This window comes from Streptomyces sp. NPDC050806, from assembly GCF_055586425.1.
The window spans coordinates 203,014-226,642 of record NZ_JBVJIF010000003.1; the positions used below are offsets into that span (position 1 = coordinate 203,014).

Genomic DNA, 23,629 nt, shown 5'->3' on the forward strand with positions numbered 1-23,629 from the left:
AGTCGTGAGACGGTCCGTGGGCATCACCCCTGGCCGTTTCGGACGGCCAGCGCGCGGCGCAGGTCGTCGAGTTGGTCGGTGAGCTTGCGCCGGAGGGCCGGGGTGGGCGCTTCGTCGCGCAGGCACGCCTCGCCGGCGCGCAGGGTGTCCGGTTCGACGAGCGCTGCGGGGAAGCCGTTCCGGCCCGCGGCTTCGGCCAGGGCGGGGCCTCGGCGGCCGGCGAGGGCGACGGCGTCGGTGAAGTACCGCTCCACGTAGGGGCGTACGAGGTCGGCCTGTTCGGGTGCCCAGAAGCCGGTGGCGGTGGCGGTGAAGAGATAGGCGGACAGGTCGTCGGCCGGGTCGGTGGTGAACATGGCTTCCCAGGCGGTCTTCTTGGCGGCCGGGTCGGGGAGCGCGGCGCGGCAGCGTGCGGCGCCTTCCTTGCCGCTGGCGCTGGGGTCGCGGGTGACTTCGGCGTCGATGGCGGCCGGGGTGGTGGCGCCGAGGACGGCGAGGCGGCCGAGGATGCGCCAGCGCAGTTCGGGGTCGAGGGCGGGGCCGCCGGGCACGCTGTCGCCGTCGAGCCAGTCCTGGATGCCCGCGGGGGTGGTGGCGCTGTCGATGAAGGTACGGACGGCGGCCAGGCGCAGGCCCTGGCGGTCGCCGTGTTCGCTGCCTTCGGTGCGGCGCAGGATGTCGCGGCAGACGTCGGAGAGGGTGGTGAGGGCCGCGGGACGGTCTGCGGCGGGGAGGTAGCGGTCCGCGATCTGGGTGCGCGCGAAGGCCAGTACGCCCTGGACGACGGCGGTGTCGGTATCGTGCGGGAGGTGGGTGCGGACGGCTTCGAGGTAGGTGGCGGGCGGCAGTTCGCCGTCGCGGACCATGTCGCGTGCCGCGTTCCACACCACGGCGCGGGTGAGGGAGTCGGGGAGGCCGGAGAGGGCGGCCTGTGCGGTGGCCCAGGAGGTGGGGTCGAGGCGGACCTTGGCGTAGGTGAGGTCCCGGTCGTTGAGGAGGACGAGGTCGGGGCGGTGGCCCGGGAAGGTGTGGGTGCCGCCTTCGGGGAGGTCGTGGGTGAGAGGCGGGCGGGGGACGAGACGGGTCGGGTCGGTGAGGTCCTGATCGTAGAGGCCGATGGTGAGGTGGTGGGGGCGGTCGCCCTGGCGGGTGACGGTGAGGGTCCAGGAGCCGTCGGTGGTCTCGACGCCGGGGGTGAGGGTGTCGACTCCGGTGGTGCGCAGCCACTGTTCGGCCCAGGCGTGGACGTCGCGGTCGGTGGCGCGGGCGAGGGAGTCGGTGAAGTCGGCCAGGGTGGCGTTGCCGAAGCGGTGCCGGGCGAAGTGGTCGTTGATGCCGGCGAGGAAGTCCTTCTCGCCCATCCAGGCGACGAGTTGGCGCAGTGCGGAGGCGCCCTTGGCGTAGGAGATGCCGTCGAAGTTGAGGAAGGCGGAGGCGGTGTCGGGGACCGCGTCGGGTGCGGGGGCGACGGGGTGGGTGGAGGGGCGTTGGTCGGCGTCGTATCCCCAGCTCTTGCGGGCGACGCCGAAGTCGGTCCAGGTCTCGGTGAAGTGGGTGGCTTCGCTGAGGACCTGGTAGCCCATGTACTCGGCGAAGGACTCGTTGAGCCAGATGTCGTCCCACCAGGCGAGGGTGACGAGGTCGCCGAACCACATGTGGGCCATTTCGTGGGCGATGACCATGCCGCGGGTCTGGCGCTCGGTGTCGGTGACGGCGGAGCGGTAGACGAATTCGTCGCGGAAGGTGACCAGGCCGGGGTTCTCCATGGCGCCGGCGTTGAATTCGGGGACGAACGCCTGGTCGTAGGAGTCGAAGGGGTAGGGCTCGTCGAAGAGCTGGTGGTAGCGGTCGTAGCACCGGCGGGTGATGTCGAAGATCTCTTCGGCGTCGGCGTTGAGATACGGGGCGAGGGAGCGGCGGCAGTGGATGCCGAACGGCAGGCCCGCGTGCTCGGTGCGGACGGAGTGCCAGGGGCCGGCGGCGATGGCGATGAGGTAGGTGCTGAGGGGCGGGGTGGGGGCCAGGGTCCAGCGGCCTTCGGGGGTCTGGGTGGCGCGGGAGTTGCCGAGGACGGTCCAGCCGTCGGGGGCGGTGACGGTGAGGGCGAAGACGGCTTTGAGGTCGGGCTGGTCGAAGGCGGGGAAGACGCGCTGGACGTCTTCCATGAACAGCTGGGTGTAGACGTAGGTCTCGCCGTCGGCGGGGTCAGTGAAGCGGTGCATGCCTTCGCCGGTGCGCGAGTAGCGCATGGTGGCTTCGATGCGCAGTTCGTGTTCGCCGGCGGTGAGGCCGGTGAGCGGAAAGTGGTTGTCCGCCAGGTCCGCCGGGTCGAGGGGGGTGCCGTCGAGGGTGACGCTGCGGAGTTCCTCGGGTTGGAGGTCGAGGAAGGTGTCGCCCGGGATGCGCGCGCTGAAGCGGATGGCCGTGCGGGAGGTGAAGTGCTCCTCACCGGTGGTGAGGTCGAGGTCGATGTCGTAGCGGTGGACGTCGAGGATGCGGGCTCGGGTTTGCGCTTCATCGCGCGTCAATGCGGGCATGGCGTCATGCTGCCGCAGGCCGACGGCTCCGCGCACCCATGCCTTGCTGCCTGTGGAAAACTCGCTCGGGCGGGTTCGCCGGCGCGGGCCGGGGCCGGCCGCGCGGGTGCTCAGCGGCGGGGTCGAGCCGTCCGCCCGAGCGGGGGCGGGCCGAGCGCCTGGGCGGTCCGACCGTTAAGCGGCCCGGCTTCTCAGGGCTAAGATTTCTTATGGATCACGGCCGGGAGCCCGGCCCGATGGGCGAGCCCCGGGGAGGGTGCCGAGATGGCGAGGAAGACAGCGGCGCAGGACGCGGTTGCCGGGATCATCGAGGACTGGCGACGGGAACGCCCGGAGCTGGACACCTCGCCGCTGGAGGTGCTGGCGCGGCTGCACCGTACGTTCCTGCGGTACAGCGCGAAACTGACGGCTTCGGTGGAGGCGCACGGGCTGTCGGTGGCCGGTTTCGACGTCCTGACGGCGCTGCGCCGGGCGGGGAAGCCGTTCAAGCGCACCGCGGGTCAGCTGGCCGATTCGGGACTGATCTCGTCGGCGGGGGTGACGTTGCGCATCGACCGGCTGGAGAAGGACGGGCTGATCGTGAGGGAGCGGGACCCGGAGGACCGGCGGGTGGTGCGGTCGCGGCTGACGGAGGAGGGGCTGGCCAAGATCGACGAGCTGTTCGCCGAGCACTTGGAGAACGAGCGGCGGATGCTGGCCGGCCTCTCCCCCGCCGAGTGCCGTCAGCTGGCGCGGCTGCTGTCCAAGCTGGAGCGGTCCATCACGGAGTCGGGTGCGGCGGAGCCGGAGTCGCCGTCCGGGGCGTGAGCGGCCCGTCGGTGGTGGCCTGGGCCGGGCGGAGCAGGAGCCACGCCCCGCACACCAGCGTGATGGCCTGCGCGCCGATCAGCAGGGAGTAGCCGGCGCCGAAACCGTGTCCGCCGCCGAGGGCGATGGCCGCCCCCATCGCGGTGGGCATGAAGGCGGAAACGAGGTTGCCGACGCCGTTGACCACTCCGTACGCGCTGCCGACCGTGCCGACCGGTGCGTGCCGCTGCACGAGGGTGGGGATGGCCGGGCCCTGCAGTCCCCAGAAGCCGCCCGCGAGGACGAGTCCGGTGGCGGCGAGCCAGGCGGCGTCCGCGGTGATGACCAGCAGGACGCAGCTCCCGGTGCCGAACGCGCCGATGACGAAGAGCAGGGGCAGCCGCCGGGCGGGCAGCTTGTCGATGAGGTGCCCGCCGAGGAAGCCGGAGGCCAGGCTCATCAGGAAGGGCAGCGCGGAGACGGCGCCCATCTGTGCGAGGGAGAAATGGCGTTCCTGGAGGAGGTACGCCGGCAGCCAGGAGCTGCTTCCCCACAGGTAGGCGAGGGTGGCGATCTCGATGAGGAGGATGCAGCCCAGGCGCGGGGTGCGCAGGGCTTCCCGAAGGGTGGCCGCGACGCCCCGCCGCGCTTCGGAGGGCGCGTGTTCGCCCCTCCCCTGTGCTGTGTCCCGGCGGCTCCGTATGAACAGCGCGATGAGCGGCAGTCCGATTGCCGCGTTGAGGAGCGCGAGGAGCACGAAGGAGGTGTGCCAGTCGTAGCGGTGCACGAGGTAGGTGATCAGCGGCAGTCCGAGGGCGGTGCCCAGGGAGACGCCCATGGAGCTGACCGCGTTGGGCCGGCCCACCTCGTGGGGCGCGAAGTGCTCCTTGACGTACATCGTCTTGAGCGAGAACAGCGGTCCTTCGGACGCGCCCAGAAGGAAGCGGACCGCGACGAACATGAGGGCGCCGAGCGCGTACGGGGACAGCAGGGTGAGTGCGGCCCACAGGGCGACGCTCACCAGGAGGCCGCGCCGTGCGCCCAGGGCGGATTCGTACCGCGGCGTGAGGAAGAAGGCGGCGAGTCCGTACCCGATGAGGAAGACGGTCATCAGGGCGCCCTGGAGGACGCGGTCGCCGGTCATGCCGAAGTGGTCGGTGAAGGCCCGGTCGGTGATCAGTACGGAGACGTTGACGCGGTCGATGTAGGAGATCAGGACGACGGCGAGCAGGCTGAGGACACCCGCCCACCGCCGCGGGGAGGCCGCGGCGGTGGGCGGTACGGCAGGACGCGCCACGGTGTCAGCCGCCGGCGGGGGCGGTCGTGGCGGGCTCCGGGGCGGCGAGCGCGGCGGCCTGCTGTTCGGCCGCTGTGCGGTAGAGGCGGCGCAGCCGTACGACTCCGAGGTCGTGCTGGTAGAGGTTCTCGGCCTGGTCCGCGTCGTGCGGCATGGCCTCCAGCATCACGCGGTCCTGTTCGAGGACCTCCCAGTGGCGCTTCTCGATGAGGGTGCGGTACAGGAAGCGCCAGGTGTCGCGCTGCCAGCCCTCGACGTTGCGGTAGCGCCAGAAGAAGACGCCGCTGCGGTGCGCGTCCACGGGGCAGATCATGCCGACGATCCCGAAGGGGCCGCCGGGGCCCGCGGACGGCGGGTACGGGATGGACAGGTCGACCCAGTCCACTCCGGTGCGGCACAGCTCCACCCAGTCGAAGTTGACGCCGCGCTGGTCGGTCTTCTCGAAGAAGTAACCGCGGTCGGTCTCCCGGATGCGGAACTTGGCGGTGGTGTCGCCGTCGAACATCGTGTGCGAGTCGTGGTGGAGGAACTGGCCGTGCATCGGGTCGAGGAGGTTCTCCATGCCGAACCGCCACGGCACGTTCCACTCCGCGTAGCAGAGGATGGCCTCCGTACCGGGGTCGGTGAGCGGTTCGGGGAGCGTCAACTCGCACGGCTCCGGGTGCTGCTCGTCGCCGAAGTACGCGAGGATCGCGCCGCCCACCTCGCGTACGGGGAGGCTGGTGACGAGCTTCTTGCCCTCCAGGTTGCAGCCGGGCAGGCCGGGCACGGAGGAGACGGTGCCGTCGCCCTCGACCTCCACACCGTGGTACCAGCAGGCCACGCGGTCCCCGAGGTGCTTGCCGAGGGAGAGCCGGGCGCCCCGGTGGGGGCAGCGGTCGGCGAGCATGTGGAGGGTGCCGTCGCCGCGGCGGAAGAGGAGCCAGTCCTCCCCCAGGGCGGTGACCTTGCGCATGCCCCCGGGGGTGACGAAGTGGGAGGGCACCACGGGGTGCCACTGGTTGCGCAGTCCGGTGGCGTAGATGTGTTCCGCGGTGGCGGTGTGTCCGGTGGTGTCCGGGCGGGTGAGGGTCATGTCAGGCTCCCAGGCGGTGCATCTCGGCGCGGAAGGTGTCCTCGGTCCAGGGGGTGCCGTCGGGGGCGTGCACCTGGCGGGAGTTGAGACCGCGGATGACGTCGGCGAGCTCGTGGCCCTCCTTGGTGAAGACCTCTTCGAGGGTCGCGGCGAGCTTGTATTCGTACGGGGTGGGCTCGTGCGTACGGGACTGGTGGACGTCCAGGTACGGCCATGGGGTCATCGGTGCCTCCAGGTTCACAGGCGAGCGGGTGGCTTACAGGTCGAGGACGAGGCGGTCGGAGGCACAGCGCGAGACGCAGATCATCATGGTCGCGTTCGCCGCGTGCTCGGCCTCGCTGAGGAGGAAGTCGCGGTGTTCGGGGACGCCTTCGAGGACGCGGGTCTCGCAGCTGCCGCAGATGCCGTCCCGGCAGGAGTTCTCGGCCGGCACGCCGGCGGCCTCGGCGGCTTCGAGGATCGAGGTGTCGGCGTCGACGCTCAGCGTCACTCCGGAGCGGCGGCACTCCACTTCAAAGGCGCTGTCGTCTCCGCTGCGCTCCACCGTGGGCGCGGCGAACCGCTCCACCCGGAGCTGCGCGGCGGGGCAGCGTTCCTCGACGGCGACGAGCAGGGGTTCCGGGCCGCAGCAGTACACGAGGGTCTGCGCGTCGAGGTCGTTCAGGGCGGCGTCGAGGTCGATGTGGCCGTGCTCGTCCTGCGGGTGGAGGACGAGTTCGCCGGGCCCTTGGGCTGCGAGGTCGGCGAGTTCGGTGCCGAAGGCCATCGAGGCGCGCGTGCGGCCCCCGTGGACGAGCCGCCAGGGCACGCCCCTGCGGGTGGCTTCGCGGGCCATGGCCAGCAGCGGGGTGATGCCGATGCCGCCGGCGATGAACAGGTACGCGGGCGCGTCGGCGAGCGCGAAGTGGTTGCGGGGGCCGACGGCGGTGACGGTCTGGCCGGGGCGCAGCCGGTCGTGGACGAAGCGGGAACCTCCGCGGGAGGCCGGCTCGTTGAGGACCCCGAGGCGGTAACGGGTGGTGTCGTGGGGAGCGCCGCACAGGGAGTACTGCCGGGTGTGGCCGCCGACGTGCAGGTCGAGGTGGGCGCCGGGCTGCCAGGCGGGCAGGGGCTTGCCGTCGGGGTGGACGAGGTCGACGGAGAGCACACCGTCGGCTTCCCAGGTCATGCGGTGCACGAGCAGGTCGAGGCGGGCCTCGCCGGCCGTGGCCTGGTCGGGAGTGTCCGGCTGGGCGTCGTTGCTGGTCATGGCGTCGGCCTCCTCACGCGGTGGGGATCTTGACGGGCGGAGTGAAGGGGTTCTTCATGGGGCCGAGGGCGGCCAGGTCGACCTCGACGAGGGTAGGGCCGCCGGACGCGACGGCCTCGGTGAGGACCGGCGCGGCGTCGGCCTCCGTGGCGATCCGGGCGTAGGGCAGGCCGCAGGAGCGGGCCAGGAGGGAGAAGTCGGGGGTGGCGAGGTCCACTCCGGAGCGGCGTTCGCTGTAGCGGTCCTGCATGTTGCGGAGCACGCCGTAGCCGCCGTCGTTGAAGACGACGAGGGTGAGGGCGGGGCGCTCCTGGGCGAGGGTGAGAAGCTCTCCGAGGTGCACGGCGAGGCCGCCGTCCCCGGCCATGACGACGGTCGGTTCGCCGGGCCGTGCGAGGGCGGCGCCGATGCCCATGCCGAGGCCCTGGCCGATGCCGCCGCCGCGCGGGAAGACGTTGTCACGGGGGTCGTAGATCTCCAGCAGGCGGTTGCCCCAGCTGCTGGAGGGGATGGTGACGTCGCGGGCGACGACGGCGCGGCGGGGCAGGGCGGCGCGCAGCGCGTCGCAGACGGCGGCCTGCGGCCCGATGGCGTCGTGCAGCGTGGCACGCACCTCTTCGCGTACGGAGGCGACGCGGACCGTCCAGGTGGGCTCGGCGCCCACGGCGGCCTGCTCGGTGCTCGCGGCGGCCTGCTCGGCGCCTCCGGTCGCGGCGCTGTCGTCGGGAGCCGGGACCGCGGCGGGCAGGCGGGCAAGCAGGGCTCCGAGCACGGCATCCGCGTCCCCCTGCAGCGCATGCCGCACCGGGTAGACGCGTCCCAGCGCGGCGGCGTCGACATCGATCTGGAGATGCGCCTCGGGCAGGGCCAGCGAGTAGTCGCCGGTCTCGTTGGAGCGGAAGTGCGTGCCGATGGTGAGCAGGACATCGGCGTCGGCGAGCAGGGCTCGGCCCGTCGGCGTGGTGGCGAAGTTGCCGATGACCTGCGGATGGTCCTCGGGTACGGCGCCGCGGCCGGAGTTGGAGGTGAACAGGCCGGCGCCGGTGCGCGCCAGCAGTTCCGCCAGGCGGTCGGCGGCGCCGCAGGCCCCTCCCCCGGCCCAGACGAGGGGCCGCCGGGCCCCGGCCAGCAGACGCGCGGCGGCATCCAGCGCGGCCTCGTCCGGATGGGGCGTCGCCGGCTCCGGGGCCACGGCGTCGTCGTCCTGCTGCGCCGCGTACTGCAGGTCGATCGGCCACTCCACGCTCGCGGGACCACCAGGGGCGCGCAGCGCGGCGCGTGCCGCCTCACGAAGGATGCGCCCGGCGGCCTCCGTGGAGGGCACGGTCGCCGCGTACGTGGAGACCGCCCGCAACATGCCGAGCTGGTCCTTGGTCTCGTGGATGAATCCGCGGCCGCTGCCCAGGTACTGGCTCTCGACCTGCCCCGTGACGTGCAGAACTCCCGTACCGGCACTGAGCGCTTCGATGAGCGAGCCGGCCGCGTTGCCCGCGCCGGTCCCGGTGGAGGTGAGGGCACAGCCCAGGGAGCCGCGGGCGCGCCCGTAGGCGTCGGCGGCGTTCACGGCGGTGGCCTCGTGGCGTACGGGCACGAAGCGCAGCTCACGGTCGACGGCCTCGACGAGCGGCAGGTTGTGGACGCTGACGATGCCGAAGACGGTGTCGATGCCGAGTTCGCGCAGGACGGCGACGAGGAGGTCGCCTCCGGTGGGATGGTGCGTCATGGAGGCTCCTCAGAGGATGCCGCGGCCGACTCCGCCGCAGACGTCGATGCTGGTTCCGGTGATGTAGGAGGCGCGCGGGGAGAGGAGCGCCAGGACCGCGTAGGCGACCTCCTCGGCGCGGCCCAGGCGGCCGAGGGCGATGCCACGGTCGGCGGCCAGTTCGGCCTGCCACTCCTCGTAGCTCAGCCCGCTGTCGGCCGCGGCGTGCCGGCGCGTCCACTGCCCGGTGTCGATCAGGCCGAGGCAGACGGAGTTGACGCGGATGCCGTCGGGCGCGAGTTCCCGGGCGAGGTTCGCGGAGAGGTTGAGGATGCCGGCGCGGGCGGCGCTGGTGGTGATGAGGCGCGGCTCGGGCTGCTTGGCGAGTACGGCGTTGATGTTGACGATGCCGGCGGCGTCGGAGGCGCGCAGGTGCGGGAGGGCGGCGTGCAGCGGGTTGAGCACGCCGGCGAACTTCAGCTCCAGTTCGTCGCGCCAGTCCTCCTCGGTGGTCTCCGCGAGCCGCTTCATACGGGACTGTCCCGCGTTGTTGACGAGGCCGTCGAGGGAGCCGAAGTGGTCGGCGGTACGGGCGACGAAGTCACGTACGGCAGCGGCGTCCCGTACGTCGCAGACGCCGGTCAGCAGCCGGTCGTCGCCCGCTCCGAGGCGGGCCGCGGCCTTGTCGAGGCGGTCGGCGTCACGGCCGCAGGTGGCGACGCGTGCGCCTTCGTCCAGGAGGGCGCGGACCGTGGCCAGGCCGACGCCCGAGCTGCCTCCGGTGACCAGTACGGTGCGGTCGGCGAGGCCCAGGTCCATGGGGTGTCCTTCGTCTTTCGGGGTGGTGAGCGGTGCGGAGTGCCCGGGGCGGCGCGCCGCGACGTCGGGCGAGCCGGTGCCCCGGGGAGCCGGGGATCCGGTGTGGGCCGGTCAGCCGGTGTGGGCAGGTGAGCGGCGCTTTGCGGCGGCGCTCCGGGCGGGTGGTCAATACGGGGCGGCCGGGGCCGGTGCAGGGCGGCCCGGGTCAGTGCATGGCGCCGGGGTCAGTGCATGGTGAAGCCGCCGTTGACGGCGAGCACCTGTCCCGTGAGGTAGCGGGACTCCTCGCCGAGCAGGAAGGAGACGACCCCGGTGAGGTCGTCCGGCTGCTGGGCCCGGGAGATGGCCCGGTTGAGCCGGTAGAGCTCGTGCCGCTCGGCGGGCACGTTCTCGGTCGCCTCGCACTCGGTGATGCCCGGCGCGACCGCGTTGACGGTGATGCCGCGATCGCCCAGCTCACGTGCCATGGCCCGGGTGAGGGCGATGACGGCCCCCTTGGAGGCGATGTAGTGGGCCAGCCGCGGCGAGCCGTACAGCGCGGCGTCGGACGCCAGGTTGACGATGCGGCCGCTGCCGGCGGCGAGGAGCTGGGGCAGCAGTGCGCGGGCGACGAGCCACGGCCCGCGGGCGTTGACCGTCATGATGCGGTCCCACGCCTCGATGCCGATGTCCTGGAACTCCTTGCCGCCCACGCCGTTGGCGAGCCCGGCATTGTTGACCAGGCCGTGCAGCGGCCCGAGCCCGGCGACCCGTTCCGCCATCGCGGCGACCGACTCCGGGTCGGCCACGTCGCACGGCACGAAGTGGGCTTCCCGGCCTTCGGCACACAGCTCTTCGGCCACCCGCTTACCGCGCTCGGCGTCGAGTTCGGCGAGTACGACGCGGTGGCCGTCCGCCGCGGCCCGGCGGGCCATGGCCTCCCCGAGGCCACGGCCGGCGCCGGTGATGACGACGGTGCGCATCAGTCGCGGGTGACGCCGTGCATCGGCGAGTGCTCGGGGTAGGTCGGGATCTGCGGCTTCTGCGTGCCGATGATGACGCAGAAGAGGGCGTCGGTGTCGCCCTCGTTCTTCAGGCTCCGGGCCACTCCCGCCGGCACGACGATCATGTCCCGGTAGCCGAGCGTGCGGTATTCGGCCTCGCCCTCGCCACGGTGGATACCGACCCTGACCTTGCCCTCCAGCACGAAGAAGGCTTCCTCGACATCGTGGTGGGTGTGCTCCGGGCCCTCCGCGCCGGGCGGCAGCAGCATGTTGGAGAAGGTGAAGCCGCCGGACGGCAGGACGCGGTTGTCGCCGTCGTGGTTGCCGGTCGCGCCGGAGCCGACGTACCGGATCTGAGCGCGACGGTACTGGTCACCGGCCTTGGCCTGGAACGCCAGGGTGTCCCAGTCGGGGTCGCGGGACTCCTTGGTGGCGATCAGGGAGTCGGTGTAGCGGGCGAGGTCGCCGCCGTTGTCGTAGTCGGTGGTGGTGATGGGCATGGTGCTGCCGTCCTTTTGTCGTACGAATGGGCAGGGCTGTGGACAGTCCTCAACAGCCTTCGGCGATCCCTGCTGAGATTCGGAGGTGGGCGAGAACCCACGCGTCGAAGGCCTCGGGCTGTTCCTGGTTCGCGAGGTGACCGGCGTCCTTGACGATCACGAACACGGAGGAATGGAGGTCTGCTGTGAGCATCTGGCTCGCTTCGATCCCGGTGACCCGGTCCTGGTCCCCGCACAGCACGAGCGTGGGCGCGGTGACCGCGGAAAGGTCCGCGATACGCAGGTCGGTGGCGGCCATCGACTCGGTCGAGTAGCGGTAGCCGGGCAGCCGCAGAGACCGGGCCATGGTGTCGGTGACGCGCTGAACGAGAGCTTCGGGAGCGGCGTCGGAGACCAGACGCGGACCGCGCCGCTCGGCGAAGGCACGCGGACCGACCTCGGCCAACTCGGCGGCGCGCGCCCGCATCGCCTCGGCCTTCACCGGATCCGTGCCCGACCCGGCACTGGAGTCGGCAACGATCAGAGAGGAGACGAGTTCGGGGTGGCGAGCGGCGAGCCGCAGCGCGATCACCCCGCCCCAGGACACGCCGAGTACATGGGCGCGGCCACCACGCTGCCGGATGAGTGCGGCGGCGGTGTCGGCGAAATCGTCCAGCGTGAACGGCCCCGTCGGATCGGCGGACCTGGCGTACCCGGGAGCGTCCCACGCCACCACGCGCACGTACCGGCTCAGCGTGGCGAGCTGCGGGACGAACGCGGCGGAGGAGGAACCGATCCCGTGCAGACACAGCAGCACGGGCCCCGCGTCACCGGCCTCCTCCACATGCAACCCCGCAAGGTCGAACGGCGACGCCTCGGAGGATGAGTCCTCGGCCTCGCTCACAGACGCGAGAGCGGACGACGAAGACGAAGGCGCAGGAGAAGAGGAAGGGGAGTTGGATGCCGAACACGCAGATGCAGAAGCCGACGCAGACGCAGGCGCCGATGCAGCCGCAGACGCCGACTCAGACGCAGACGCGGTCGAAGGCAAAGGCGACGGCGAAGGCTCGGGAGAAGGCGAGGAGACCGGATCGGAGAGAGCGGCAGTGGCCACAGAATCGGTCACAGGATCTGCCCCCTCCGGCCGGCCAGCGCACCGAGGCTGCGCAGCACCGCATACGGAACGACCTGGCTGGTCGCAGGGTTACCGGGGTCCGGGAGGTGCTGCACCTCGAAGCGGTACACGCCGTGGCTGCCGGACGCCTCGATGACATGCCGGGTGTGCTGGGCCGCCGGGTCGGCGACGACGTGGACACGTACGGCGTCCAGGTCACCGACGGCCAGCGCGACGGAGGCGGCGACGTTCGTCGACTTCGGGAACTTCACCGGTACGTCCCGGGCTGTGCCGCGCATGACCTCGACCGGGCCGGTTGCCGTGCGCATCCGGTGCAGCAAGTCCTCGTCCATCCACGGCTGTTCGAGGGTGCTGGGCAGCTTGGTGGTGGTGAGGGTGACGTCCGTGAGCGGACCGAGGGAGCGTACGGCCTGCAGCAGATCGAGGCCGCCGACGGCACCGCCGGTGAAATACACCCGCCCCGGGCCGGCGGCGAGCAGAGCGGCGGCGAGGTCCTCGTCGGTGAGCGCGCCGGTCGACGCGACGAGGAGGTCGGTACCGGACTGCAGGACGCGCTCGCCCCACTCGCGGACGACGCTCTGGCCCGCCGCTTCGACGATCAGGTCGCAGCTGTCGAGGGCGTCCTCGAAGGACAGCTGCGGGGCCGGCGCGTCACCGAGAGCGCGGTTGTCGACGACGCAGACCAGTTCGGCGCCGGGGACGCCGCCCTCGGCGAGCGCGGTGCCGACGACGCGGCCGATCGCGCCCCAGCCGACGAGACCGACCTTGCGCGGGGCGGGAGCGGAAGGCGAGGAGGGCGCCGAGGCGACGGACGGTGAGGCGGTGACGGACGAAGACATCGGGCCCGAAGTGCTGGAGGAAGAGGTGGTGGAGGAAGAAGTGCTGGAGGAGGGAGTGGTGGAGGAGGCAGAGGCGGTCATGGCGGTGTTCGCGTGAGCCGGTGACGAGGTGAGCGTCGAGGAGGAGTTGGTCGCGGTCGGCGTCGCGGTGGTGCACTGGTCGGTCATGCGGAGATCTCCTGTGCGGCCGGCTGGGTGAGTGGGCCGGGGTCGGGGCGCCCGGCCATGTGGGAGCGGATCTCCGCCGACGGCGGGCCCGCGGTGCCCCACAGGTCCGACAGCTCCGGAACACGCCGCCAGACACGGGCGATCCAGGCGTCCTCGACGATCTGGGCGACCTCGGAGGTGTACTCGCAGACGAGACCGGAAGGGTCGGTGAAGTAGGAGAAGGTGTTGTTGCCGGGACCGTGCCGGCCGGGTCCCCACTGCGGGGTGATGCCGTGGTGGCGCAGCCGGCCCAGCCCGCGCATGAAGTGGTCGACCGAGCTCATCTCGTAGGCGACGTGGTTGAGGGAGGCCCACTCGGCCTGGTTGAAGGCGATGCAGTGGTGGTCCGCGTTGCAGCGCAGGAACGCCATCTGGTGCTCCGACCAGTCCGAGACGCGCAGGCCCAGGACGTCGCAGTAGAAGGCGACGGCAGCGTCGATGTCGGCGGTGTTGAGCACGGCGTGGGTGACGCCGACCGGGACCGCACCGTCCCGGCCCCGCGGGGCGACGGCCTCGACCTGGGCGCTGATCTCGATGAGCCGGTGCTCGGGATCGGTGAAGCGGAGCCCGTAGCCGCCGCCCACCTGGTCCAGCGGGCCGGGGCCGGCGACGGGGGTGATGCCGCGGGCGAGCAGCCGGCGGGCGGCTTCGTCGACCTCGGCGGGGGTGGCGACGGCGAAGGCGATCCGGCCGAGACCGGTGCGGTCGGCGCTGGTCAGCTGGAGGACGTGGTGCTCCTCGCCGGTGCCGCGCAGCCAGCGCGCGCCCCCGTCGCCCTCGACGGTCTCCAGGCCCCAGACCTCCTGGTAGAAGTCGGCGGCTTCGGTGAACGCGGGGGTGAACAGTTCGACGCACCGCAGCGAGCGCAGGCGCGCGATGGGCTGCTGCGGCGGAGGCTGGTGCGGGGAGCGAGGCATCGCTGTCTCCAGACGTACGGGGCGGGGCGGCGCGGGGTTGGGGTGGGCGTGGGGTGGGGTGGGGGTGGGTGGGGGCGGGGGCGGGGGGCGGGCCCCCGGGGAGGGGGAGGGAAGGGCCTGGGGGGGGTGTCAGGTGATGGCCCAGGGGTGGGGCTCGGGGGACGTGTTCCAGTAGAGGGACTTTTGGCGTTGGTGGGCTCGGATGCCGTCGCGGCCCTTTTCGCGGCCCAGGCCGCTGTCCTTCATGCCGCCGAAGGGGGTGGAGATGCTGAACTGCTTGTACGTGTTGATCCAGACGGTTCCGGCGTCGATGCGGCGGGCGAGGCGCCAGGCGCGGGCGGCGTCCTTGGTCCACAGGCCGCAGGCGAGTCCGTAGACGGTGTCGTTGGCCTGGGTGACCAGGTCGTCCTCGTCGTCGAAGGGGAGGGCGACCAGCACCGGGCCGAAGATCTCTTCCTGGCAGGTGCGGGCGGAGTTGGGCAGGCCGTCCAGGACGGTGGGCAGGTAGTACGCGCCGTCGCGGTACTGCTCGCCCTCGGGGGCCGCGCCGCCGCACAGGACGCGGGCGCCTTCCTCCCGGGCGAGGTCGACGTACGCGGCGACGGCGTCCCGGTGCTTGTGGTGGACCAGGGGCGCGACCTGAGTGGCCGGGTCGGTGCCGGGGCCGATGCGGAGTTTCCGCGTACGGGCGACGAGTTCGGTGAGGAAGCGGTCGTACAGGGGGCGGGCGATGAAGAGCCGGGAGCCGGCGATGCAGCTCTGGCCGCTGGAGGAGAAGATGCCGAACATCACGCCTGCCAGGGCCTGTTCGATGTCCGCGTCCTCGAGGACCACGGTGGGTGACTTGCCGCCGAGTTCGAGGGATACGGGCATCAGCTTGTCGGCGGCGGCGTGTGCGAGGGTGCGGCCGGTGCGGGTGCCGCCGGTGAAGGTGACCTTGCCGACCGCGGGATGGCGGACGATGGCGTCACCGATGACGCGGCCGGGGCCGGGGAGCACGGAGAGCAGGCCGGTGGGCAGTCCGTATTCGGTCAGGGCCCGGTGGATGATGCGGCCGAGCGCGAGGGAGACCAGCGGGGTCCACTCGGCGGGCTTGAGGAGTACGGCGTTGCCTGCGGCGAGGGCCGGGGCCAGTTTCTGGGCGTCGCTGGCGATGGGTGAGTTCCACGGGGTGATGGCGCCGATGACGCCGATCGGTTCGTGGGTGCTCATCGTGACGTACGGGCCGCGGGCGGGGGTGAGGGTGTCCTCGGCGGTTTCCAGGGCTGCGGCGGTGTAGCGAAAGGTGCCGGCGGCGCTGTGTACGAGGGCCCGAGTCTCCGTACGGGACTTGCCGGTGTCTGCGGTCTGCAGTGCGGAGAGGTCTTCGGCCGCGTCTTCGATGAGGGCGGCGATGCGGTGGAGCAGGCGGGCGCGTTCGTGGGGCGGCAGGTCGCGCCATGCGGGGTCGGCGGCGGCCTGCGCGGCGCGCTCGGCGGCTTCTTCGACGTCGGCGAGCGAGGCGCCGCGGAGGGTGGTGAGGGTGGCGCCGGTCGCCGGGTCGAGGGTGGTGATCGGGTCACCCCGGCCGGGGCGCCACTCCCCTGCGATCAGCACCTCGTCCTCGGGGAGCGGCACCCCCACCTCGCCCACCGGGACCTCGGCCTCGGAGGGCACCTCCTCTGAGCGCACCTCCTCGGAGCGCTCGGCCTTGGCGCTCTCGGCCATGGAGTGCTCGCCCTGCGGGACCTCGCCCTGCGGGGCCTCACTCTTCGGGCCCCCGCCGTCCGGGACCTCGCTCTCGGAGACCTCGCCCTCCGGGTACGCGTACCTCGGGAGGGGGGCCTCGTGCGTCGGGGTGGGCGGGGTGGCGGGCGGCGGGGGTTTTGGAGTCGAAGGCATCGGTGGGTTCCCAGGCGTTGACGGGGCCGTGGCACGGCGCGTGGACGAACGGAGGGGCTGACGGGCGGACGGGCACGGCGCCGGACGGGACAGGGCGGAGCGGGGCGGGCGGGTTTGGCACCGAAGGGCTGAGGTTTGTCCGGAAGTGGACCGTCCAGAGGTGGACCATCCGGAGGAGTTGCCCGAAGGTGAGTTGTCCGGGGTCGGGCCGGGCGGGGTGAGGCTCGGGTGAGGGCGTCGGGGAGGTGGTGACTGCCGTGCGGTTGCGGCGACTCCGGGCTCTCCTCGCCTTCTGGGTCTCTCAGTGCCAGAAATCTAAGGGCTTAAATATTTACCCGCAAGGGTCGCCGCAGAAAAATTTGTCGGCGTCGGACCCCTTGACGTGCACACCCTATGAGTCGGTAGAACTTAAGCCCTAAGAAACTTGGCGCTTACGTACGGACGTACGGGACTCCCCCAGCTCCCTGTCGCCCCCGCGCGCCCTCTCCCCTCCCCCCTGTCCCTCGCCCGCGCCCTTCGCGGGTATGGAGGAATCCCGGATGAGCCTCGACGCCTCCCCGGGCCGTGACACCGACGCCGTACGCGCCGGAATCGCTGCTCGGTTCGAACGTCTCCCCCTGTCCCGCTGGCACGTCACCGTCCGCATCGTCATCGGTGTGGTGACCTTCTTCGAAGCCTTCGACCAGCTGCTGATCGCGTACGCCATGCCGGAGCTGCGCCAGGAGTGGCACCTCACGGACGGCGACGCCACCGCCGTCCTCACCATCGGCTCCCTGGGCATGCTGATCGGCGCGCTCTTCTCGGGACGGATGGCGGACCGCATCGGGCGCGTGAAGATCATCGCGATCTGCATCGGCGTGTCCGGGCTGGCCTCGCTCGCGCTGGCGGCGAGTCCGTCGCCGTCGCCCTTCATGCTGCTGCGCTTCGTGCAGGGCCTGGCGATCGGGGGTGAGGTACCGGTTGCCGCGACGTTCATCAGCGAGATCACCCGCAGCTTCAAGCGCGGTCGCTTCGTCCTGCTCTACGAGCTCGTCTTCCCCGCCGGGCTCACCCTCGGCGCACTGGCCGCCGCGTGGATCGTGCCGGCGCTGGGCTGGCGCTGGATGTACGTCGTGGCCGCCGTGCCGGGGCTGCTGTGCATCCTCGTGCAGCGCACCGTTCCCGAGTCGCCGCGGTGGCTCGCCGACCGCGGCCGGTTGCAGGAGGCCGCGTCGACGATGGATCTGATCGAGGCGAAGGTCGTCGCGGCGACCGGGGCTCCGCTGCCGCCGGTCCCCGCCTTCACCGGAACCCCGGAGCCGGCCGTCACCGGAACATCAGCACCGGCCCCGGGCACAGCCCCCAGCTCGGCCCCCACCCCCGCGCAAGGCGGCCGGGCCTTCGCCCCCGCGACTCCCGCCGAGGCTGCCGCGACCGGGGTGAAGGGGCTGTTCACCGGTCGGTACCGCCGTCGGACGCTGGTCATCGGGACGCTGTGGTTCACCGGCTACTTCGTGAACTACGGCATCACTTCCTGGCTGCCGACGATCTACGGCAAGCAGTACGGGCTGTCGCTCTCCGACTCGCTGCTGTACTCCACCGTCACCTCGGTCGCCGGTTTCCTCGGGTGTCTGCTGGTCGCGCTCACGGTCGATCTGATCGGACGGCGCAAGGTGTTCGCGGTCTTCCTCGGTGGCGCGGCCGTGCTGCTGATCGTGCTGGCCGCGCTCGGTGCGAGTACGCCGGTGCAGGTGCTGGTGTGGACCTCGCTCGCAGCGGTTTGCTTCTTCGGCTCCAACATCTGCCTGTACCTGTACACGCCCGAGCTGTACCCGACGCGGATGCGGGCGCTGGGGTGCAGCGTCGGTGGGGCGCTCAACCGGCTCGGGGTGATCCTCGGCCCGATCCTGGTCGGTGCGATCTACGCGGGCGGCGGGCAGGTCTCCGCGGTGTTCTTGACGCTGGGCGGGGTCGCTCTCGTCGGTGCGCTGGCCGCCGCGTTCTTCGCCGAGGAGACCACCGACCGGCCGCTCGAAGAGGTCTCCCCCTGAGGGACCAGAGCCCTGAGGGATCAGGGATCTGAGGGGCCAAGGGGGCGGACGCCCGGCCTGGCCTGTGCCCGCGCCCGCGTGTCCGGCCGTCATCCCAGGCGGTCGAGCACGCGGGCGGCCCGGCGGGCGAGGTCGAGCCGGCCGCAGGAACGAACCGGCCGGAGGGGCGCTCTCGGGGCTCAGCCCGTTCCGCTGACCAGGGGTGGGTTGTCGGGGTCGGGGATGCGGGTGGACCAGCCGCCCGGTACCGCGCGGCCCTGTTGGTGGCGGAAGCGTACGGGGGCGGTGCCGACTCTGCGGGTGAACAGGCGGCTGAAGTAGGCCGGGTCGTCGTAGCCGACGCGGCGGGCGACGGCGGCGACGGGGAGTTCGGTGGCGGCGAGGAGTTCCTTGGCGCGGCCGAGGCGGATGCCGAGGAGGTAGTCCTTGGGGCTGCAGCCGGCGCCGCGGCGTACGGCGGTGCGGAGTTCGGCGGGGCTCATGCCGTGGCGCGCCGCGTGTTCGGCGACGGAGAGCGGCAGGAAGGCGTCGCGGGCGAGGGCCTGGAGGACGGGGTCGCCGTCGGCGTCGGTGTCGGCGCGGGCGCGGCGGAGTGCGACGAGGAGTTCGTGGACGGCGGCGGAGGTCTCGACTTCGAGGAGGGGGTTGCCGCGGCGGGCGGCGCGGGCGATGCGGCTGATGGCGGCGCGGGCGGCGGCGGTGTCGGCGAGGGGGACGAGGGGGCGGTCGGGGGCGGGTTCGATGTAGCCGAGTTCGGTGTAGGTGGTGGCGGCCGGGCCGGTGAAGTCGACGAAGCTCTCGTCCCAGCCGCTGTCGGGGTCGGCGCCGTAGTGGTGCGGGGTGCCGGGGGTGAGCCAGAGGAGGGCGGGGGCGGTGACGGGGTGGCGGGTGCCGTCGGGGGTGGCGTACCAGCCGCTGCCCGCGTGGACGATCACGGCGACGTGGTGGTCGAGGGTGCGGGGGCCGACGGCGGGCAGGGTGCCGTGCTGGAGGCCGACGCCGAGGCAGACGAGGCCGAGCCGGTGGTGGACCGGGCTCGGCGTGAAGTAGCGCATCCAGGTGTGGTACACGCGGGCTCCTCCCGTTCGCCGCCGCCTTCCCGGCTGCCCGGCTGCCTTCCGTCCGTACGGAACTCCGGTGTACGGAACCCTGGTGTACGGCCGTTTCGTACACCGGAGTTCCGTGCCCAGGCGTTCCGCCACCAAGCCTTCCGTGCCCGGACGGTCCGCCCCGGGCGTTCCCTCCCCGGCGTTCCGTCCAAACTATGCCGATCTTTGTCCATGGACCCGCCCTGCCGCCAGGGGGTGTGCTGGACCGGGCGGGGGAGGGCGGATGCGAGGGAAGGGCGACGTGGTGGTGGACACGGCCGGGGATGTGGAGCGTGCGGCGGGGCGGCGGCGGTTCGTCGTCGGGGAGCGGGAGTTCGAGCTGGACGGGCGGCCGGTGCGGCTGCTGTCGGGGGCGCTGCACTACTTCCGGATGCACGAGGGGCACTGGGACCACCGGCTGGCGATGCTGCGGGCGATGGGCCTGAACTGCGTGGAGACGTATGTGCCGTGGAATCTGCACGAGCCGCGTTCCGGTGAGTTCCGGGAGCTGGCGGCGCTGGGCCGGTTCCTGGACGCCGTCGGGCGGGCGGGGCTGCTGGCGATCGTCCGCCCGGGGCCGTACATCTGTGCCGAGTGGGAGAACGGCGGGCTGCCGCACTGGCTGACCGGGCCGTTGGGGCGGCGGGTGCGGACGCGTGATCCGCGGTACCTGCGGGCGGTGGACGGGTGGCTGGCGGCGGTGCTGCCGCAGGTGGTGCCGCGGCAGTGCGACCGGGGCGGTCCGGTGGTCATGGTGCAGGTGGAGAACGAGTACGGCTCGTACGGGTCGGACGCGGTGTATCTCGCGTGGCTGGCGGACCGGTTGCGGGCGTTGGGGGTGACGGTGCCGTTGTTCACCTCCGACGGGCCGGAGGATCACATGCTGACGGGCGGGAGCGTGCCGGGGCTGACGGCGACGGTGAATTTCGGGTCGGGGGCGCGGGAGGCGTTCGCGACGTTGCGCCGGCACCGGCCGGACGGGCCGTTGATGTGCATGGAGTTCTGGTGCGGCTGGTTCTCCCACTGGGCGCCCGGCGCGGCCGGCACGGGCCGGGACGATGCGTACGCGGATGCCGGGGAGGGCGAGGGTGAGCACGGGGATGAGGACGGGGGTGAGGGCGGGGTACGGGATGCGGAGGATGCCGCGGCGGCGCTGGCCGAGATCCTGGAGTGCGGGGCGTCGGTGAACATCTACATGGCGCACGGCGGGACGAGTTTCGGCGGCTGGGCGGGGGCGAACCGGGGCGGTGCGCTGCAGGACGGCGCGCTGTTGCCGACCGTGACGTCGTACGACTACGACGCGCCGGTGGACGAGCGGGGCCGGCCGACGGCGAAGTTCTGGCGGTTCCGGGAGGTGCTGGCCCCGTATGCCGACGGGCCGTTGCCGGAGCCGCCGGCTCCGCTGCCGGTGCTGGGCGGGGCGGCGGAGGTGCGGCTGGCGGGCTGGGCTTCGATGGACGCGGTGGTGGACGGGCTGGGCGGGCCCGAGGTGTGGTCCGGGGTGCCGCCGACGTTCGAGGAGCTGGACGTGGACCGCGGCGTGGTCCGGTACCGGCTGTCGTTGCCGGGGCCGCGCGGCCCGTACGACCTGCGGGTGCTGGGGCTGCGCGACCGGGCGGTGACGTTCGTGGACGGGATGCCCGGGCCGGTGCTGTGCGACGAGGCGTACGGAGGCCCGGAGACGGCCGGAGCGGCGGCCGAGCGGGGCGGGGCGGGGCTGATCGGGCCGGTGGCGGGGCCGGCGGAGGTCGAGCTGTGGGTGGAGTCGTTGGGACGGGTCAATTACGGTCCGCGGCTGGGTGAGTCGAAGGGGATCACCGGCGGGGTGCTGCACGAGCGGCAGTATCTGCACGGCGTACGGGCGCGTGGGCTGCGGCTGGATGCGGTGGAGGACACGGCGGCCGTGGCGGGGCTGGCGTTCGAGGCGCCGCGGGCCGGGGCGCGGGGGCTGCACCGGGGGTCGGTGGTGGTGCCGGCGGGTGGCGTCGAGGACGCGCTGCTCGAACTGCCGGGCTGGACGCGGGGGTTCGTGTGGGTGGGCGGTTTTCCGCTGGGGCGGTACTGGTCGGCGGGCCCGCAGCGGTCGCTGTACGTGCCGGGCCCGTGCCTGCGGGAGGGTGCGAACGAGGTGCTGATCCTGGAGCTGGAGGGAGCCGCACCGGGTGGCGCCGCCGCCGCGACGGGTACGGACGGGCCGCCGGCGGAAGCGCCCCGACTGATCCCCTGAGCACCTGAGGGCCCCGGATCCCGACCGTATCGGCCGCCGGCAGCGACGACCGGCCGCGTCACTCCGCCCCCGGCCGCCCCTCCCCCGCGTACACGCCGAACTCCTCCATCAGCTCTTCCTCCTGGAGGAGCGTGGCGCGTACCTCGTGGCCGCGGAGCTGGGCGACGCCGGCCGCCAGGGCCTGGACGAGGGAGGTGAACGCCGTCACCGAGCGCAGGACGGAGGGGCCGGCGGCGTCCACGTAGAAGGTCTGCTGCGCGGTGGCGGCGAGCGGGGAGGAGGGGTTGTCGGTGAGGGCGACGCAGTGGGCGCCGCGGTCGTGTGCCCAGGCGGCGGCGCGTACGGTCTGGGCGCTGTAGCGGTGGATGGAGACGGCCACGAAGCAGTCGCCCGGGCGGACCCGGCGCAGGTCGTCGGTGAGGGTGCCGGTCCCGGGGGTGACGGTGGCGACCTCCTCGCGCAGCATCCGCAGCAGGTAGCCGAGGAGGTACGCGGGGGCGTGGCACTTGCGCAGGCCCATGACGTGGACGCGCGGGGCCTCGGCCAGTGCCCGTACGGCGGCGTCCCAGGTGTCCTGGGGGATGCGGGCGAAGGTGCGGGCGATGTTGGCGCGGTCCAGGGCGACGGAGCGTTCCAGGAGGTCGCCGTCGTCGGTGCCGAGTTGTTCGAGGTTGTCGTAGCGGCGGAGCAGTTGGGCCTGTTCGCGGAGGTGTGCGCGGCAGAGGCGGGTGAGGCCCGGGTAGCCGTCTAGGCCGAGGCCCGCGGCGAAGCGGACGACGGTGGCTTCGTTGACGCCGACGGCCGAGGCGAGTTCGGAGACGGTCATGAAGGCGACGCCTTCGGGGTCGGCGAGGAGCCGGTCGGCCAGGAGGCGCTGGGAGCGGGTGAGGGTTTCCGCTCGGCGCTGCAGTTCGGCGACGAGTTCGCCGTAGGTCTGCGGTGGGTGCGAGGGGTGGGACGGTGCGGGGGCCATGGCAGGGATTCTCTCGTACGGGGCCGCGTCGGCCGGGGCGACGGGCGGCACGACGGGCACGGGCAGCACGGGCGGCCGCCCTGCCCGGGCACTCAGGCGGGCTCGTCCCGGGTACTCACGCGGGCTCGCCCCGGGCGTAGGCCGGCAGGGGCAGGGTGGCCGTGCGTCCGTCGGTGCCGCGTACGGTGATCCGGTTCTCGGTGAGGTCGGCGACGGCGGTGCAGAGGGTCATCAGGGGGTCGGTGCCGGCGGCGGTGCGGTGCACGCCGTGCGGCAGGGGCGCGCCGGTCAGGACGTCGAGGAACCAGTCGGCGCCGGGCTCCTCCTCGGGCACGGCGAGCCGGTCCAGGACCGCGCCGCGCGCCACGCTCTCCTCGTACTGCCCGAGGCTGCGGGCGGCCTGTGCGGCGTCGCACGTCGCGGGGGCATCGCCCGTCGAGAAAGCTTCGCCGGTCACGGGGGCGTCGTCGGGGGTGTCCAGCGCGGCGGGCAGTCGGCGGAGGTGGTTGGTGTGCCACTGGAGTGGTGCGCGGGGGCCGACTTCGTGGGCGGCGGTGCGGCCGGCGACGCTTTCGACGACCACGACGCGGCCGGTGGCGGCTTCGCCGAGGGTGTAGGCGAAGCCGCCGGCTGCGGGGTGGGTGGTGAGGTGGTGGAGGGCTTCGTCGAGGGTGCGGGCCTGTTGCAGGGCGCGGGCGACGAAGTGGCGGCCGGGCGCGTCGGCGGGGGCGGTGGCCTGGAGGTGGTTGATGCCCCAGGCGAGGCCGTGGCCGGTGGCGGTGAAGGTGTTGGCGGGGAGGAAGCCCGGGTACCACTGGACGGTGACGGGTGCTTCGCCGTCGATGCGCAGGGTGAGGAGCATCAGGCGGCCGGCGAGGGCGGGGGCGCCGTCCTCGTTGTGGGCGACGCGGGAGCGGGTGCGTCGCCAGCCGAGGTCGGTGCAGCCGGTGCCGTCGTCGGTGCCGAGGTCGCCGCGGAGGTTGGCGAGGAGCAGGTCGTGGAAGGGCACGCCGGCGCCGGCGGCCAGTTCCCGGAGTTCGGCGAGCTCGACGGGCCAGTGGTTCTCGGTGCGGCGCAGCAGGCGTTCGGCGCGGGCGCGGCCGGGGCCGTCGGCGGTCCGGGCGCGGAGTGCGGCGCGTTCGGGCAGGGCGTCCTGGACGGCGCGGATGTCGGCGCGGGTGGTGTCGCCGAGGGTGCGGAAGGCGGCGGACCGTTCTCCGGTCAGGACCAGCCATCGCAGTCCGGCGAGCTCTTGCTCCTTGACCTCCGCGCCCATTGCGCCGTCCGCCTTTCACACTCTCGGAACGTCATCAGAATTGCAATGCGACTACTCTACGCAATCCTGATTGCATCACCGGGCACCCTCCGACCAGACCGCCCTCGACGAAGCCGAGCCCCGTCCCGG

Annotated in this window: 19 protein-coding genes; 3 read left to right on the forward strand and 16 right to left on the reverse strand. The window is 72.7% G+C overall.

All coding sequences use genetic code 11. The features are described from left to right. Positions 1–23: 23 nt before the first annotated feature. On the reverse strand, positions 24–2,537 hold the full coding sequence (gene pepN, locus ACZ6WH_RS10235; protein ID WP_469727422.1) for an aminopeptidase N: 2,514 nt from the start codon (positions 2,535–2,537) through the stop codon (positions 24–26). A 264-nt stretch (positions 2,538–2,801) separates the two neighbouring features. Between pepN and ACZ6WH_RS10240 the strand changes: the two genes are divergently transcribed. After that, a complete protein-coding gene (locus ACZ6WH_RS10240; protein ID WP_432852932.1) occupies positions 2,802–3,344 on the forward strand; it encodes a MarR family winged helix-turn-helix transcriptional regulator in 543 nt (180 codons plus the stop codon). Here ACZ6WH_RS10240 and ACZ6WH_RS10245 read toward each other — a convergent pair. From ACZ6WH_RS10245 to ACZ6WH_RS10300, 12 genes are all read right to left on the reverse strand, one after another. Continuing rightward, positions 3,298–4,620, reverse strand: coding sequence for an MFS transporter (locus ACZ6WH_RS10245; RefSeq protein ID WP_469727424.1), 1,323 nt, complete (start codon positions 4,618–4,620; stop codon positions 3,298–3,300). The genes ACZ6WH_RS10240 and ACZ6WH_RS10245 overlap by 47 nt on opposite strands. A gap of 4 nt (positions 4,621–4,624) precedes the next feature. Next, positions 4,625–5,695: a Rieske 2Fe-2S domain-containing protein gene (locus ACZ6WH_RS10250; protein ID WP_432852938.1), complete on the reverse strand. Its 1,071-nt coding sequence runs from the start codon at positions 5,693–5,695 to the stop codon at positions 4,625–4,627. A gap of 1 nt (position 5,696) precedes the next feature. After that, positions 5,697–5,918 (reverse strand): recombinase-like helix-turn-helix domain-containing protein, encoded by a 222-nt coding sequence (locus tag ACZ6WH_RS10255; protein ID WP_052869760.1) that lies wholly within the window; start codon positions 5,916–5,918, stop codon positions 5,697–5,699. 33 nt (positions 5,919–5,951) lie between these two features. Then, the gene (locus ACZ6WH_RS10260; protein WP_469727427.1) at positions 5,952–6,944 is read right to left on the reverse strand and encodes a PDR/VanB family oxidoreductase; all 993 of its coding nucleotides are present in this window, start codon (positions 6,942–6,944) and stop codon (positions 5,952–5,954) included. Positions 6,945–6,957: 13 nt separating this feature from the next. Then, the gene (locus ACZ6WH_RS10265; RefSeq protein ID WP_469727429.1) at positions 6,958–8,667 is read right to left on the reverse strand and encodes a thiamine pyrophosphate-binding protein; all 1,710 of its coding nucleotides are present in this window, start codon (positions 8,665–8,667) and stop codon (positions 6,958–6,960) included. 9 nt (positions 8,668–8,676) lie between these two features. After that, a complete protein-coding gene (locus ACZ6WH_RS10270; RefSeq protein WP_469727431.1) occupies positions 8,677–9,465 on the reverse strand; it encodes an SDR family oxidoreductase in 789 nt (262 codons plus the stop codon). 224 nt (positions 9,466–9,689) lie between these two features. Then, positions 9,690–10,427, reverse strand: coding sequence for an SDR family oxidoreductase (locus ACZ6WH_RS10275; protein WP_469727432.1), 738 nt, complete (start codon positions 10,425–10,427; stop codon positions 9,690–9,692). Then, positions 10,427–10,948: a cupin domain-containing protein gene (locus ACZ6WH_RS10280; protein ID WP_432852949.1), complete on the reverse strand. Its 522-nt coding sequence runs from the start codon at positions 10,946–10,948 to the stop codon at positions 10,427–10,429. Before ACZ6WH_RS10280 ends, ACZ6WH_RS10275 begins: the two co-directional genes overlap by 1 nt. 49 nt (positions 10,949–10,997) lie before the next feature. Then, positions 10,998–11,777, reverse strand: a complete 780-nt coding sequence (locus ACZ6WH_RS10285; protein ID WP_469727434.1) for an alpha/beta fold hydrolase — start codon at positions 11,775–11,777, stop codon at positions 10,998–11,000. A 272-nt stretch (positions 11,778–12,049) separates the two neighbouring features. Then, positions 12,050–12,901 carry an aspartate dehydrogenase domain-containing protein gene (locus ACZ6WH_RS10290; protein ID WP_469727436.1) on the reverse strand — a complete coding sequence of 284 codons (852 nt, stop codon included), beginning with the start codon at positions 12,899–12,901 and terminating at the stop codon, positions 12,050–12,052. Between the two features lie 164 nt (positions 12,902–13,065). After that, positions 13,066–14,025, reverse strand: coding sequence for a VOC family protein (locus tag ACZ6WH_RS10295; protein WP_469727438.1), 960 nt, complete (start codon positions 14,023–14,025; stop codon positions 13,066–13,068). A gap of 129 nt (positions 14,026–14,154) precedes the next feature. After that, positions 14,155–15,906 (reverse strand): aldehyde dehydrogenase, encoded by a 1,752-nt coding sequence (locus tag ACZ6WH_RS10300; RefSeq protein WP_469727440.1) that lies wholly within the window; start codon positions 15,904–15,906, stop codon positions 14,155–14,157. A 539-nt stretch (positions 15,907–16,445) separates the two neighbouring features. On the opposite strand from ACZ6WH_RS10300, the gene ACZ6WH_RS10305 reads away from it, so the two are divergent. Beyond that, the gene (locus ACZ6WH_RS10305; protein ID WP_469727441.1) at positions 16,446–17,936 is read left to right on the forward strand and encodes an MFS transporter; all 1,491 of its coding nucleotides are present in this window, start codon (positions 16,446–16,448) and stop codon (positions 17,934–17,936) included. A 179-nt stretch (positions 17,937–18,115) separates the two neighbouring features. On the opposite strand, the gene ACZ6WH_RS10310 is transcribed toward ACZ6WH_RS10305, so the two are convergent. After that, on the reverse strand, positions 18,116–19,006 hold the full coding sequence (locus ACZ6WH_RS10310; RefSeq protein ID WP_432852964.1) for a helix-turn-helix domain-containing protein: 891 nt from the start codon (positions 19,004–19,006) through the stop codon (positions 18,116–18,118). A 262-nt stretch (positions 19,007–19,268) separates the two neighbouring features. Here ACZ6WH_RS10310 and ACZ6WH_RS10315 point away from each other — a divergent pair, with 262 nt between their 5' ends. After that, positions 19,269–21,251 carry a glycoside hydrolase family 35 protein gene (locus ACZ6WH_RS10315; protein WP_469727444.1) on the forward strand — a complete coding sequence of 661 codons (1,983 nt, stop codon included), beginning with the start codon at positions 19,269–19,271 and terminating at the stop codon, positions 21,249–21,251. A gap of 58 nt (positions 21,252–21,309) precedes the next feature. On the opposite strand, the gene ACZ6WH_RS10320 is transcribed toward ACZ6WH_RS10315, so the two are convergent. Then, complete coding sequence (locus tag ACZ6WH_RS10320) at positions 21,310–22,224, reverse strand: MurR/RpiR family transcriptional regulator (RefSeq protein ID WP_469727445.1); 915 nt, start codon at positions 22,222–22,224, stop codon at positions 21,310–21,312. A 115-nt stretch (positions 22,225–22,339) separates the two neighbouring features. After that, positions 22,340–23,500: a C45 family autoproteolytic acyltransferase/hydolase gene (locus tag ACZ6WH_RS10325; protein WP_469727447.1), complete on the reverse strand. Its 1,161-nt coding sequence runs from the start codon at positions 23,498–23,500 to the stop codon at positions 22,340–22,342. Between the last annotated feature and the right edge of the window lie 129 nt (positions 23,501–23,629).

Bases quoted from the DNA above. Each gene is read 5' to 3' on its own strand.
- pepN (WP_469727422.1), bottom strand. From the start codon at position 2,537: ATGCCCGCATTGACGCGCGATGAAGCGCAAACCCGAGCCCGCATCCTC.
- ACZ6WH_RS10240 (WP_432852932.1), top strand. From the start codon at position 2,802: ATGGCGAGGAAGACAGCGGCGCAGGACGCGGTTGCCGGGATCATCGAG.
- ACZ6WH_RS10250 (WP_432852938.1), bottom strand. From the start codon at position 5,695: ATGACCCTCACCCGCCCGGACACCACCGGACACACCGCCACCGCGGAA.
- ACZ6WH_RS10255 (WP_052869760.1), bottom strand. From the start codon at position 5,918: ATGACCCCATGGCCGTACCTGGACGTCCACCAGTCCCGTACGCACGAG.
- ACZ6WH_RS10260 (WP_469727427.1), bottom strand. From the start codon at position 6,944: ATGACCAGCAACGACGCCCAGCCGGACACTCCCGACCAGGCCACGGCC.
- ACZ6WH_RS10265 (WP_469727429.1), bottom strand. From the start codon at position 8,667: ATGACGCACCATCCCACCGGAGGCGACCTCCTCGTCGCCGTCCTGCGC.
- ACZ6WH_RS10270 (WP_469727431.1), bottom strand. From the start codon at position 9,465: ATGGACCTGGGCCTCGCCGACCGCACCGTACTGGTCACCGGAGGCAGC.
- ACZ6WH_RS10275 (WP_469727432.1), bottom strand. From the start codon at position 10,427: ATGCGCACCGTCGTCATCACCGGCGCCGGCCGTGGCCTCGGGGAGGCC.
- ACZ6WH_RS10280 (WP_432852949.1), bottom strand. From the start codon at position 10,948: ATGCCCATCACCACCACCGACTACGACAACGGCGGCGACCTCGCCCGC.
- ACZ6WH_RS10290 (WP_469727436.1), bottom strand. From the start codon at position 12,901: ATGTCTTCGTCCGTCACCGCCTCACCGTCCGTCGCCTCGGCGCCCTCC.
- ACZ6WH_RS10295 (WP_469727438.1), bottom strand. From the start codon at position 14,025: ATGCCTCGCTCCCCGCACCAGCCTCCGCCGCAGCAGCCCATCGCGCGC.
- ACZ6WH_RS10300 (WP_469727440.1), bottom strand. From the start codon at position 15,906: ATGCCTTCGACTCCAAAACCCCCGCCGCCCGCCACCCCGCCCACCCCG.
- ACZ6WH_RS10305 (WP_469727441.1), top strand. From the start codon at position 16,446: ATGAGCCTCGACGCCTCCCCGGGCCGTGACACCGACGCCGTACGCGCC.
- ACZ6WH_RS10315 (WP_469727444.1), top strand. From the start codon at position 19,269: ATGCGAGGGAAGGGCGACGTGGTGGTGGACACGGCCGGGGATGTGGAG.
- ACZ6WH_RS10320 (WP_469727445.1), bottom strand. From the start codon at position 22,224: ATGGCCCCCGCACCGTCCCACCCCTCGCACCCACCGCAGACCTACGGC.
- ACZ6WH_RS10325 (WP_469727447.1), bottom strand. From the start codon at position 23,500: ATGGGCGCGGAGGTCAAGGAGCAAGAGCTCGCCGGACTGCGATGGCTG.